The sequence below is a fragment of the Streptomyces sp. CS113 genome, from assembly GCF_002188365.1.
Classification (GTDB): domain Bacteria; phylum Actinomycetota; class Actinomycetes; order Streptomycetales; family Streptomycetaceae; genus Streptomyces; species Streptomyces tendae.
Genome location: NZ_KZ195574.1, coordinates 1,022,785 through 1,034,507, shown reverse-complemented (window position 1 = coordinate 1,034,507; position 11,723 = coordinate 1,022,785). Strand labels below are relative to the sequence as shown.

General features: G+C 73.0%; 8 protein-coding genes and 1 pseudogene. 8 read left to right on the top strand and 1 reads right to left on the bottom strand.

The features are described from left to right. The first annotated feature begins 94 nt into the window (after positions 1 to 94). The 3 genes from gap to B9W62_RS04450 all read left to right on the top strand — a co-directional run bounded on the left by gap (position 95) and on the right by B9W62_RS04450 (position 3,914). Positions 95 to 1,120 (top strand): type I glyceraldehyde-3-phosphate dehydrogenase, encoded by a 1,026-nt coding sequence (gene gap, locus B9W62_RS04460; protein WP_179235342.1) that lies wholly within the window; start codon positions 95 to 97, stop codon positions 1,118 to 1,120. A 121-nt stretch (positions 1,121 to 1,241) separates the two neighbouring features. Continuing rightward, positions 1,242 to 2,999, top strand: coding sequence for a sensor histidine kinase (locus B9W62_RS04455; RefSeq protein WP_087805386.1), 1,758 nt, complete (start codon positions 1,242 to 1,244; stop codon positions 2,997 to 2,999). A gap of 246 nt (positions 3,000 to 3,245) precedes the next feature. Then, on the top strand, positions 3,246 to 3,914 hold the full coding sequence (locus B9W62_RS04450) for an OsmC family protein (RefSeq protein WP_239109681.1): 669 nt from the start codon (positions 3,246 to 3,248) through the stop codon (positions 3,912 to 3,914). A gap of 100 nt (positions 3,915 to 4,014) precedes the next feature. On the opposite strand, the gene B9W62_RS04445 is transcribed toward B9W62_RS04450, so the two are convergent. Then, positions 4,015 to 4,998 carry an Acg family FMN-binding oxidoreductase gene (locus B9W62_RS04445; RefSeq protein ID WP_179235341.1) on the bottom strand — a complete coding sequence of 328 codons (984 nt, stop codon included), beginning with the start codon at positions 4,996 to 4,998 and terminating at the stop codon, positions 4,015 to 4,017. 271 nt (positions 4,999 to 5,269) lie between these two features. Here B9W62_RS04445 and B9W62_RS04440 point away from each other — a divergent pair, with 271 nt between their 5' ends. From B9W62_RS04440 to B9W62_RS04420, 5 genes and pseudogenes are all read left to right on the top strand, one after another. Beyond that, entirely contained in the window at positions 5,270 to 5,899 is a 630-nt protein-coding gene (locus B9W62_RS04440) for a DoxX family membrane protein (protein ID WP_179235340.1), read from the top strand. 153 nt (positions 5,900 to 6,052) lie between these two features. Further along, positions 6,053 to 6,958, top strand: coding sequence for a universal stress protein (locus tag B9W62_RS04435; protein WP_087811734.1), 906 nt, complete (start codon positions 6,053 to 6,055; stop codon positions 6,956 to 6,958). Between the two features lie 38 nt (positions 6,959 to 6,996). Further along, positions 6,997 to 8,019, top strand: a complete 1,023-nt coding sequence (gene adhP, locus B9W62_RS04430) for an alcohol dehydrogenase AdhP (protein ID WP_087805385.1) — start codon at positions 6,997 to 6,999, stop codon at positions 8,017 to 8,019. 5 nt (positions 8,020 to 8,024) lie between these two features. Next, entirely contained in the window at positions 8,025 to 8,888 is an 864-nt protein-coding gene (locus B9W62_RS04425; protein WP_087805383.1) for a universal stress protein, read from the top strand. Positions 8,889 to 9,035: 147 nt separating this feature from the next. Further along, a pseudogene (locus B9W62_RS04420) lies at positions 9,036 to 11,716 on the top strand (GNAT family N-acetyltransferase). The last annotated feature ends 7 nt before the right edge of the window (positions 11,717 to 11,723 follow it).

Below are 11,723 nucleotides of genomic sequence, written 5' to 3'. Positions count from 1 at the left end.
CCCGGCCCATACCCGCACGGACTCCCGGGCGGCAGGCTGAGAGCGATCCCGGAACACCGCCGGGCATCGCCGCACCAAGGGGAGGATGGAAGACATGACCGTGCGAGTGGGTATCAACGGCTTCGGCCGGATCGGCCGGAACTACCTGCGTTGCGTCCTGGAACGCACCGGCGCCGCGGCAGCGTCGCTGGAGGTGGTGGCGGTCAACGACGTCACCTCCCCGGCGGCGCTGGCGCACCTGCTGACGTACGACTCGACGTACGGCCGGCTGAACCGCCCCGTCGAGCACGACGAGACCTCGCTGACCGTGGACGGACACCGCATCGCGGTGACCGCCGAGCGTGACCCGGCCGCGCTGGACTGGGGCGGCCTCGGCGTGGACGTGGTGATCGAGTCCACCGGCCGCTTCCGCACCCGCGACCAGGCCGGACTGCACCTGGCGGCCGGCGCGCGCAAGGTACTCCTGTCCGTGCCCGGCAAGGACGTCGACGCCACGATCGTCATGGGCGTCAACGAGGGCACGTACGACCCGGAGAACCACCACGTGATCTCCAACGCCTCGTGCACCACCAACTGCGTGGCCCCCATGGTCAAGGTCCTCGACGACCACTTCGGCGTCGTCAAGGGACTGATGACCACGATCCACGGCTACACCAACGACCAGGTGGTCCTGGACGGACCCCACAAGGACCTGCGCCGGGGCCGCTCGGCGGCGGTCAACATCATCCCCACCACCACCGGCGCCGCCCGCGCCGTCGGCCTGGTCCTGCCCGAGCTGGCGGGCACGCTGGACGGCAGCGCCGTGCGCGTACCGGTCGAGGACGGCTCGCTGACCGACCTGACCGTGGTCCTCGGCCGGGAAGCGAGCGCCGAGGAGATCAACGCCGCCTACCGCGAGGCCGCCGAGGGACCGCTGAAGGACGTCCTGAGGGTGTCCGACGCCCCGATCGTCTCCCGCGACGTGGTCGGCGACCCCGCCTCCTGCGTCCTGGACGCCCCCCTCACCCAGACCCACGGCGACCTGGTCAAGGTCTTCGGCTGGTACGACAACGAGTGGGGCTACACGAACCGCCTGCTCGACCTCACCTCGTACATCGCGGCCCGACTGCCCCGGAGCTGACGGTTTCGGCCAGTCGGCCTCGCGGCTGCGCTGATCTCTTATCGTCTCCCTGTTCGAGCCGCTACCGTGGCAGGTGCACGGTGAGGCTGCCGACATGCGGTGAGGCGTTGGAGGAGCAGCGGTGGAGAACGCCGATGAGGCCCACGAGGCACGGGTGCGGCTGCCCCAGCTGCGGCTGGACGAGCTGCTGGGGGAACTGCAGGCCCGGCTGGACGCGGCGCGCGGCACCCGGGACCGGGTCCACAGCCTTCTGGAGGCCGTGCTGTCGGTCGGCCGCGAGCTCGACCTGGAGCAGGCGCTGCGCAGCATCGTCGAGGCAGCGGCGGCCCTGGTCGACGCGGAGTACGCGGCGCTCGGGGTGATCGGTCCGGACGGCAAGCGGCTGTCCGCCTTCCACACCGTGGGCGTCGACGCGGAGCAGATCGCGCGCATCGGCCCCTATCCGGAGGGCCACGGCATCCTGGGCGAGCTGATCCGCCACCCCGAGCCGCTGCGCCTGGCCAAGCTCGCCGACCACCCTGCCTCCTACGGGTTCCCGGCCCACCACCCGCCGATGAACACCTTCCTCGGCGTACCGATCCGGGTGCGCGACCACATCTTCGGCAACCTGTATCTGACGGAGAAGCGCGGCGGGCAGCAGTTCGACGAGGACGACGAGTCGGTGCTGGCGACGCTGGCCGTGGCGGCCGGCGTCGCGATCGACAACGCCCGTCTCTACGAGGAGTCCCGGCTGCGCGAACGCTGGCTCCAGGTGAACGCCGAGATCACCCACACCCTGATGTCCGGCGCGGACCAGGGCGGGGTGCTGCCGCTGATCGCCGAACGCGCCAGGGAGATCACCGCTTCCGCCCTGAGCGTGGTGGCCATGCCGGTGAGCGGAACCGACAACCTCGCCGTCGAGCTCGCCGTCGGCCGGCAGGCCGACGTATGGCGCGGGATCGTACTGCCCACGGAGGGCACGCTCATCGGGCAGGCGTTCGTTCAGCAGGCACCGGTCAGCAGCCCGGACGTCTCCTGCGACCCCCGGGTCTCAGCCGGTTCGCCACGCTTCGAAGGGCTCGGACCGGCCGTCGCCGTGCCGATCGGCACGGGCGACGAGGCCCGCGGTGTGGTGCTGCTGGTCCGGCAGTCCGGCGGCCGGGAGTTCTCCGAGAAGGAGACCGAGCCGCTCCAGGTCTTCGCCGCCCAGGCCGCCGTCGCGATGGAGCTGGCGGTACGACGCGCGGACGCCGAACAGATAGCCCTGCTGGAGGACCGCGACCGGATCGCCCGCGACCTGCACGACCTGGCCATCCAACGGCTTTTCGCCACCGGCATGACCCTGCAGAGCGCCGGTCGCCGGGTCCAGGACTCCATGGCCTCCGAGCGGATCCTGCGGGCGGTGGACGACCTCGACGAGACCATCAAGATCATCAGGTCGACGATCTTCGGCCTCCGCTCCCGCGACGACGACGCGGCGCCCGGCCTGCGCTCCCGCGCCGTGCGCGCGATCGGCGAGGCCGCCCCGCTCCTCGGCTTCGCTCCCAGCGTCCGCATGGAGGGCCTCCTCGACACGCACGTGCCCACCCAGACCGCCGACCACGTCATGGCCGTCCTCACCGAATCCCTGACCAACGTCGCCCGGCACGCCTGTGCCGACCGCACCGACGTCGTGCTGGAGACGGACGGCAAGCAGGTCCGTCTGACGGTCACGGACAACGGCGTCGGCATTCCGGACGGGGGCCGCCGCAGCGGTCTGACCAACATGGCCGAGCGAGCGCAGAAGCTCGGCGGCGACCTGGAGCTGGAAAGCCCGGGTGGCAAAGGGACGCGCCTGGTGTGGCAGGCGCCGCTGGCGCAGTCCCCGGACACGGCGGAGAGCGGCCGGACCCCGCGGTGACGCACGGTGTCGGCGGGTGAGCGGCACCTTGACGCCCCTGCCGAACGGGCACGGCCGCACCGGGACCATCGGCACACGGCGCGCGGGTCCCCCGGCCCATGACGGCGGACCGCGACCGCGGTCCAATTGAGGTGCCGAGGCGGACGACCGGGGCCGGCCCGGCCCGCCGGCCCGGCTCGGGTGGGTGGAGCAGCCGCGTCGAGCACGCTTGAGGCTCGAGGGCAAGGCACCCGGCCGGGAGACGTCATGGAGATGACCAGCCGCTGCGGACGCACCATCAACGTCACACGGCTCGCGCCCCAGGATCTGCCGGCTCCCATGGGACGCGTCGTCCTGGACACCGCCCGTGCCCCGCACGACAGCCGGGCCCCGTGGCTGTCGCTGACGGCCGAGGAGGCGCGGCGCCTGGCCGGTCTGCTGCTCTTCCAGGCCGCCGCCGTGGAGCCCGCCCCTGACGGGCCGGCCGGACGCGTCGACGTGACGCCTGTCGCCGGCGACGCCTTCGAAGTGCGGGTGCGGGGACACGTCCTGACCGTCGACCAGCCACGGACCGACGGTGGCAGGGACACGGCGCCCACGCCCGTGGAACTCTTCATCGCGTCCGTGGCCTCCTGCACCGCGCACTACGCGGGCCGGTACCTGGACCGGCATGGCCTCAGCCGGGACGGCCTGACCGTCCGGGCGGACTTCCGGATGGCCGACGACCGCCGCGCACGGGTCGCCTCCCTGTCGATGACCGTCCACGCCCCGTCGCTGCCCGCCGAGCGGCTGGCCGCGCTGCGTGCGGTGGTCTCGCACTGCACGGTGAGCAACACACTGGCCGACGCTCCCGACATGCGGGTGCACGTCCGATGCGAGCCGGAAAGTGCGGAGACACCACAGGCCGTGGAACACGGGCACGTCGACGCGGGGTGACAGGCGCGGCAGACGGGCACGGAGTGTTCACGCTGACCGACTTCTGCACGGCAGAGCACCGCCCGGTCGCGTCGTCGACGGGACCGGGCGGCACGCGTGTTCACACGTCGGCCTCCACTACCTCCTCGACCGGGCGGCGCGGTGACGCGGGACCCTCGGGCCCGTACCCGAGCCGGATCACCATCTGCGTGTACACGCGAGGACCGTCGGCCGGCAGACCGTCGAGGGCCCGGCGCAGATCGGGCCACTCCATGGCCTGGTGAAGAAGCGACGCGCGCACCCCGCGCCGGGTGGCCAGCAGAAGCACGTGCTCCAGGGCCTGGCCGGCCCGCAGCCAGTCCGTCCGCCGGTCGTGTGCCGTGGACAGCAGCGCGAGCGTCGGACGCGTCTCGAAGGCACGGGCGGGCAGCACCTCCGGGTGCCGGTGGGCCCCGAAGTCCCGCATCGGCATGCGGTCCAGCGCGTCCTGCGGGCCCACGGCCGCTGACGGAAGTCCCAGCGACTGCGAGTGCGGACTACTGACGAGTCGGCGGCTTTCGGCTGCCCGGTCGGCGTCCGCCCGGTTGCGCCACTCCGCCTCCCGCGTGGCGCGCAGCACCCGTTCGGTGTCGTTGCGCCCCGGGAAACGCAGGGTCGCGCCCTCCAGATGGGCGGCCTCGGCCAGCTCGGCGAGCAGGTCCGACGGCAGCGGTCGCCCGGAGAAGGGGAAACGACTGCTGTGCCTGCGCCACACCGCCTCGTACAAGCCGGTCGACGGCGCACCACGCACCGCTTCGGCGAGCCGCACCGTAGCGAGCAGAGCGGGACGGTCCGGGCACGGGATCAGCCGGGTCACCGGCTCCCAGCCGAAGTGGGCGGCGGCGACACGCAGGTTGAGAACCGCGCAGCCCACGGACACATGCACGGCGCGGCCCACCGGGTCGGTGTGGCGCAGCGCCCGGTCAGCGGCGGCCTCGATCCGTACCGTGCGGGTGTCGGTATCGAGCCGGAAGCGCCAGGGCTGGGTGTTGTGCAGGGACGGCGCGGCCACGGCAGCCGCGACCAGCCGCTCCACGGCCGGAGCGTCGAGGGTTGTCGAGCTCATCGGGACTCCTTCCCGCCCGCGTCCGAGGGCGGCTGGGCTGGTGGGTGAACCCTTCCCAGCCTTTGTCCCCGCCGGCGCGCGCGTAAGGGGCCGTCCGGTCACCGCCCGGCACCGTTCGGCCTTGTCGTTCCGTGGTGGCCGAAGGTCCCTGTGGATTGGGGCTGTTGAGTCCCTGGGGTGTGGACCTTCGGCGTCGGGTGCGGGGTGGTGGGGTCCGGGAGAGTGAGTGGTGTCAGGAACCAGCCGGATCTTCTCTGAAGGAGTCACTGTCATGGCCGTGCACCAGTCCACGCACCGTAGTTCGGGTTTCCGTCTGCCGTCGTTCCGCCGTAACGGCGTCGTTTCCGCGCCCAGGGCGGCGGGGTCGGTGCAGGCCGGCGCGCTTACCGCTCGGGCCTGTGTGTTCGCGTCGGCCCGGGTGCTGATGGGGTTCGTGTTCCTGTGGGCGTTCCTGGACAAGACGTTCGGGTTCGGTTACGCCACCGCGTCCGGGAAGGGCTGGGTCGACGGGGGTTCGCCCACGGAGGGCTTCCTGGGGCATGTCGCCGTCGGTCCGATGGAGTCGACGTTTCACGCGTGGGCCGGTGCGGCGTGGGCGGACTGGCTGTTCATGCTGGGTCTGCTGGGGATCGGGCTGGCCCTGACCGCGGGGGTGGCGCTGCGTCTGGCGGCCTTCGCGGGGACGGTGCTGATGGCGTTGATGTGGGTGGCGGAGTGGCCGCCGGCCAAGCACTTGTCCGACGGGTCGGCGAGCATGTCGACGAACCCGTTCGCCGACTACCACGTGGTGTACGCCGTGGTGCTCATCGCCCTGGCCGCGGTCTCGGCGGGTGACGCGCTGGGTCTGGGCCGGTGGTGGGCGCGGCTCCCGATCGTCCGCGACCACGCGTGGCTGCGCTGAACACGACTGGTGGGGGCGGGACCACCCACGGACCCGCCCCACCAGCCTGCCGGCAGGGACCGTCGGCCCCACCCCGGGACCACAGGCCCCTGCCCCCCGGGACCGCCCGAAGAGACGCTGAGAACAGAACCAATGACACAGGAGGTGGCCGGCATGGCCCGTACGATCACCGTAGGACTCGACGGATCGCCCGAGAGCCGGGCAGCCGCGGAGTGGGCGGCCCGCGAGGCCACGCTGCGCCGGGTGCCGGTACGACTGCTCCACGTGTGGCAGCCGGTACCGGAGCCCATGGCCCAGGCTCCGCTCCTCGGCGCCGAGACCCACCAGCACTGGACCGAGCGGATCCCCCGGGACACGGCCGAGGGCTTGCGGCTTCGGCACCCCGGGGTCGAGGTGATTACCGAGCAGGCGGCCGGCACCCCGGCAGACGTCCTGCTCGCCGCCGCCCGTGACGCGGAACTGCTGGTACTGGGATCGCGCGCCCTCAGCGGGCTCACGGGTTTCCTGGTCGGATCCGTCGGCCAGTCCGTGATCGCCCGTACCGAGGCGCCGGTGATCCTCGTCCGAGCGGGCGAACAAGCCGCCGACGAACACCTCAAGGACCCCGCCGGCATACCGTCGGCCGCCACTGGCTTCCGGCCGGTGGTCGTGGGACTGGACACCGGCAGCCCCGACGAGACCGTCCTCTCCTTCGCCTTCGAGGAGTCGCGGCGCCGTCGGGCTCCACTCATTGCCGTGAGGGCCTGGAACCTGCCGTCTTCCTACACCTACAGCGTCGCCGCCGGATTCGACCCGCGCGAGGAACTGGCCCGCGCCCAGGCCGAAGCACTCACCGAGGTGCTGCTGCCCTGGCGGGAGAAGTACCCGGACGTCGAGGTGACCGAGGCTTGCCGCCTCGGCAGTCCCGCGGAGCACCTCATCGACGCGGCCCGCGACGCCTCCCTCGTCGTCGTCGGCCGCCGCATCCGCCGCAGCCCGTTCGGCGTGCACATCGGCGCCGTCGCCCACGCGGTCATGCACCACGCCACCACCCCCGTCGCCGTCGTCGCGCACGCCTGACGCGGCCCACCGAAGACGAGCACAGAAGGAGCAGCACCATGAAGGCAGCGGTCGTCCGGGAATTCGGCAAACCCCTGGTCATCGAGGACAGGCCCGATCCGGGGCCCGGCCCGGGGCAGGTGCTCGTAGCCGTCGAGGCATGCGGTCTGTGCCACACCGACATCCACGCCGCGCACGGCGACTGGCCGGTCAGGCCCACCCCGCCGTTCGTCCCCGGGCACGAGGGCGTCGGCCTGGTCGAGAAGCTGGGCGCCGGCGTGACCCACCTCGCCGTCGGACAACGCGTCGCCGTGCCCTGGCTCGGCAAGGCGTGCGGACGGTGCGAGCACTGCCGGTCCGGCTGGGAGACCCTGTGCGAGGACCAGGTCAACACCGGGTACGGCTGCGACGGCGGGTACGCCGAGAAGATGCTGGCCTGGGCCGACTTCGCCCAGCCGGTGCCCGAGGGCGTCAGCGCCCTCGACGCCGCCCCGCTCACCTGCGCGGGCGTCACCACCTACAAGGCACTGAAGGTCGCGGACGTCGGGCCCGCCCAGCTCGTCGCCATCTCGGGCGTGGGCGGACTCGGACACCTCGCGGTGCAGTACGCGAAGATCGCCGGAGCGCGGGTCGCCGCGATCGACGTCACCGACGACAAGCTGCAACTGGCCCGGGAGCTCGGCGCGGACATCCTCATCGACGCCCGCACGCAGGACGTCGCCGCCGAGCTGAAGCGACACGGCGGCGCCCACGCGGCCCTCGCCCTCGCGGTGAACCCGGCCGCGTTCCAGGCCGTCAACTCCGGTCTGCGGCGCGGCGGGAAACTCGTCATGGTCGCCCTGCCGGCGCACGGCACCCTCCAGGTCCCGATCTTCGACACCGTCCTCAACGGCACCTCGGTCATCGGCTCCATCGTCGGCACCCGGCAGGATCTCGCCGAGGTCTTCCAGCTCCACGCCGAGGGCCGCACGAAGGTCATCAGGGAGACCCGTCCGCTCGCCGCCGTCAACGACTGCATCGACGAGGTCCTCGGCGGACAGGTCAAGGCCCGGATCGTGTTCGACCTCAACGCGGGAGGCTGAGAACGATGTTCCTGCCCATGGTCGTCGGAGTCGACGGCTCCGAGTCGAGCCTGCGGGCCGTCGACTGGGCAGCCGACGAGGCCGCCCTGCACGGAGTACCCCTCCGGATCGTCCACGCCTACCGCTGGGACCGCTACGAGGGCGCCTTCCTCGCCCGGGAGCTTGGCAAGCCGTCCGGTCACGTCACCTCCGACGACATCCTCGTCGTCGCCACCCGCCGCGCCCGTCGTCACCACCCGGACCTCGCCGTCACCACCGCGGCGGTGGCCGAAGAACCGGAGTACGTCCTCCTGCGCGAAGCGCGCAACGCCTCCGCCGTGATCGTGGGCACCCGCGGGCGCGGCGAACTCGCCGACCTCCTGCTTGGCTCCGTCAGCCTGGCCGTGGCCACCACGGCGGACTGTCCGGTCATCGTGATCCGCGGAAACCACGCCAACCGGGCCGCTGACGGCCGGCGCGGCCGCATAGTCCTCGGCGTGGCCGACGCACCCACCGCGGCGGTGCGCTTCGCCTACCAGGAGGCCCGGCGGCGCGGCGCCGACCTGGACGCGGTACGGGCATGGCGATGCCCCACCCACGACACGGTCGACCACCCGCTGCTCGCGGGCACGCCCGAGCAGGTGCACGAGGAACGGGCGGCCAAGGAACTGGAGGCCGCACTCGCCGACGCCCCGGCGGACGTACGCCTGCGCCGCCACACGGCCGAGGGCCCCGCCCGCCGAGTGCTGCTGACCGCCTCGCACGAGGCGGACCTGCTGGTCGTCGGCCGACGGCGTCCCGGGCAGTTCGGGCACCGCCTCGGCCGGGTCGCCCACACGCTCCTGCACCACTCCGCCTGCCCGGTCGCGGTCGTACCCGACACGGCGTGACCGCCCGGAGGCGCCACCCGGGACGACCGGCGGGAGACCGGGGACCGACCGGCCCCGCGGACACCCCCGGTCAGTCCCTGGGCACGACCGACGTCGTGACAGACGCTCGACAGGCCAAGGACCCGAGCGGCTCGAAGGAGAACCGCCATGAAGGACGACACGCCACCCCGCCCCGCAGTCCACGCGCTGCTCACGGACGGCACCACCGTCCGCATCCGCGCCGTCGAGCCCGGGGACCACGACCAACTGGAGGGGCTCTACGCGGAGATGTCACCGGACAACCGCCGCCTGCGCTTCTTCTCAGCCGGCTCCCGCTCCGCCGGCCTGGCCGCGGACACCGTGTGCGCGCCGGCCCGGCCCGGACACCGGGCCCTGCTCGCCGAACGCGCCGGACAGGTCATCGGCCTCGTCGAGTACCACGCCGCCGCCGACGCGCCGCACACCGCCGAACTCGCCGTCGCGGTCGCCGACGGCCTGCACCACCGGGGTGTAGGAACCCTGCTCGTCGAGCACCTCGTCTCGGCCGCCCGGACCGACGGCATCACCGCCTTCACCGCCGACGCCCTCAGCGACAACCACGAGGTACTGCGGCTCTTCGCCGACCTCGGCCTCACCACGACCCGGAGGCGCACTGCGCCATTGACCTGCACGTCGACGAGACCTACCTGACGGCCTCGGAGGCCCGGGGGCGGACCGCCGACGTGGCCAGCCTGGAGCCGCTGCTGAAGCCGCGCTCCATCGCCGTCGTCGGGGCCGGCCGCCGTCCCGGCTCGGTGGGACGCGCCCTGCTGCACCACCTCCACGAGGACGGCTTCACCGGCCGCCTGTTCGCGGTCAATCCCGCCACCACCGCCATCCTCGGCGTACCGTCCTACCCCTCCGTCGGCGCCCTTCCCGTCGCCCCCGACCTCGTCGTCGTGGCCAGCCCGGCCGAGACCGTGCCGGCCGTCGCCGAGGAGTGCGGCAAGGCGGGCGTACGCGCCCTCGTCGTGGTCTCCGCCGGACTGGACACGGAGCAGTCCGAGGCCCTGCTCACCGCCTGCCGGACCCAAGGGATCCGCCTGGTCGGCCCCAACTGCCTCGGCGTGGCCAACACCGCCCCCGGGTACCGTTTCGACGCCACCTTCGCCGCCGCGCACCCGCGTGCCGGGACCGCGGGGGTCGCCGTGCAGTCCGGCGGCGTCGGCATCGCCCTGCTGGAGGGACTGTCCCGGCTGGGCATCGGCGTCTCCACGTTCGCCTCGCTCGGCGACAAGTACGACGTCAGCGGCAACGACCTGCTCCAGTGGTGGGAGAGCGACGGCCACACCGACCTCGCCCTGCTCCACCTGGAGTCCTTCGGCAACCCGCGGGCCTTCTCCCGCACTGCCCGGCGGGTCACCCGACGCATGCCGGTACTGACCGTCGATGCCGGACGCACCGACGCCGGCCGCCGCGCCGCCGCCTCCCACACCGCCGCCGCGGCCACCGGGACGATGACCCGCCAGGCACTGTTCACCCAGGCCGGCGTCACCGCGACCCGCTCCGTCGGCGAGCTGCTGGAAGCGGCGGCCCTGCTGCACGCACAGCCCCTGCCGGCCGGCACCCGCGTCGCCGTGCTCACCAACGCCGGCGGCGCGGGAGTCCTGGCTGCCGACGCCTGCGCCGAAGCCGGCCTGACGCTCAACCCGCCCAGCCCCGAACTGGCCGACGACCTGATCGCCGCGCTGCCCGCCGGAGCGAGCGCCGGCAATCCCGTGGACGCCACCGCCGCCGTGACCGAGGACGCGTTGCACACCTGCGTCGAGCGGCTCGCGGGGCACCCGTCCGTCGACGCGGTCCTGGTGGCCCTCGTCCCCACCGCGGTCGCCGCCGCGACGGGCGACGACCTGGTCCGGGCCGTCACCCGAGGGCCCGGCCGCCGGGCCAAGCCCGTCATCGTCGTACGTCTGGAACAGGATCTGCCGGTCACCCTGGTGCCCGTCACCGACGGCGAGGCGATCCCCTCGTACGCCGAACCGCAGGCGGCGGCACGGGCGCTGGCCCACGCCGCCCGTCGGGCCGCCTGGCTCGCCCGGCCCATCGGCACCGTCCCGGACGCGGACGACATCGACACCTCCCGCGCACACGCCCTGACGGACGACTTCCTCGCCCAGCGAACGGAGGGAGGCTGGCTCGACCCGCGTGTCTGCGCCGAACTCCTCTCCTGCTACGGCATCCCTCAGCAGCCCTGGGCCTGGGCCGAGACCGAGGACGACGCCGTACGCGCCGCCGAGCGCCTGCGCGGCACCGACGGCCGAGTGGTCCTCAAGGCACACTGGCCCGGACTCGTGCACAAGAGCCTCCAGCACGCCGTCCACCTCGACCTGCGTGACGAGGCCCAAGTACGCACGGCGTTCCAGGACCTGCGAACCCGCTTCGAAGGACTCATGACCGGAGTCGTCGTCCAGCCCCTCGCACCCCGCGGCACCGAGCTGTTCGCCGGCGTCGTCCAGGACGGCGTCTTCGGCCCCCTCGTTGTCTTCGGCCTGGGGGGCACGGCGACCGAGGTGCTCGCCGACCACGCTGCCCGCCTCGCCCCGCTCACCGGTCAGGACGTGCACGACCTGATCACCGGCCCGCGCTGCGCCCCCCTGCTCTTCGGCACGCAAGGTGGCGGACCCGTCGACCTGGAGGGGCTGGAACAGGTACTCCACCGGCTGTCCCGGATGGCCGTGGACCTGCCGCAGCTCGCCGAGGCCGACTTCAACCCGGTCCTCGCCACACCCGGCGGGATCACCGTTCTCGACGCGCGGATACGCCTGCTGCCCCGTCGGCCGCAGGACCCCTATCTGCGCCGACTGCGCTGAGGAGGAA

What these genes read in the sequence shown, in the direction of transcription:
- B9W62_RS04425 (WP_087805383.1), top strand. Translation starts at nt 8,025, where the DNA reads ATGTTCCTGCCCATGGTCGTCGGAGTCGACGGCTCCGAGTCGAGCCTG.
- B9W62_RS04445 (WP_179235341.1), bottom strand. Translation starts at nt 4,998, where the DNA reads ATGAGCTCGACAACCCTCGACGCTCCGGCCGTGGAGCGGCTGGTCGCG.
- B9W62_RS04440 (WP_179235340.1), top strand. Translation starts at nt 5,270, where the DNA reads ATGGCCGTGCACCAGTCCACGCACCGTAGTTCGGGTTTCCGTCTGCCG.
- B9W62_RS04435 (WP_087811734.1), top strand. Translation starts at nt 6,053, where the DNA reads ATGGCCCGTACGATCACCGTAGGACTCGACGGATCGCCCGAGAGCCGG.
- adhP (WP_087805385.1), top strand. Translation starts at nt 6,997, where the DNA reads ATGAAGGCAGCGGTCGTCCGGGAATTCGGCAAACCCCTGGTCATCGAG.
- B9W62_RS04450 (WP_239109681.1), top strand. Translation starts at nt 3,246, where the DNA reads ATGGAGATGACCAGCCGCTGCGGACGCACCATCAACGTCACACGGCTC.
- gap (WP_179235342.1), top strand. Translation starts at nt 95, where the DNA reads ATGACCGTGCGAGTGGGTATCAACGGCTTCGGCCGGATCGGCCGGAAC.